We start from the raw sequence: 740 nt of genomic DNA on the forward strand, positions 1-740 counted from the left end.
CGCGCGGGCACGGCGGGCCGGACAGGATTGGGTCTGCAGAAAAAAAAGAAAGCGGCGGTCCCAGGGAGGAGGAGGGGACCGCCGCTGATTTCCGCGGCTCAGGGAGGAGGAGGAACCGCCGGAAACTCGAAACTCTGTGACACTCGTCAGGTACTATGGGTACTCGTAATGTCTGGTATGGAAGTTAAGGCATGCGCCGCGTTGCAGCAAGTCATTTACATGCAAACCTGTTCTGATCAGCGTGCATGGCTGGCGCCGGGCGCGGCTTCGCGGTGCTGCGGTTGCGTCTTTCACGCTCCATCCCTGCAGTGAGAGCGTCCCAAAAATTCTCCAAGCAACGGAAAGAAATACCTAAAATTCGCTGCCTGCGTTCGCTGCCGCCACGGCAGTCGTCCCATCCGCGCCACCGGTCGTGGTTGGCGGACGGGCCATTCCTGCGCGGAAAACCGCGCGCAGGCCTTCCATCAAGGGCTTTGAAGCCGCTGCGGCAGGATTCGGGCAGGGCGCGGTTCCAGCAAGGCCCGAGTCGGTGCGGGACATGCCCGCGGCCCTGACGGACCCCGCCCAGCGTCCCGGTCGCGGTCCGCGCCGGGTCAGGCTCCGTGGGTTCCGGCCTCGTCCCCGTCCGCCGGCCTTGCAGTTCCCCGCAAGTTGGTGCGGCGAATTGGTTCGCCTGCCAGCCTTGGCCCTGGCGGCGGCGATAGGGCCATGAGCCGCCATGCGGCACCGGATGCGCTGGG

This window comes from Mangrovicoccus sp. HB161399 (assembly GCF_013184745.1).
GTDB lineage: Bacteria > Pseudomonadota > Alphaproteobacteria > Rhodobacterales > Rhodobacteraceae > Mangrovicoccus.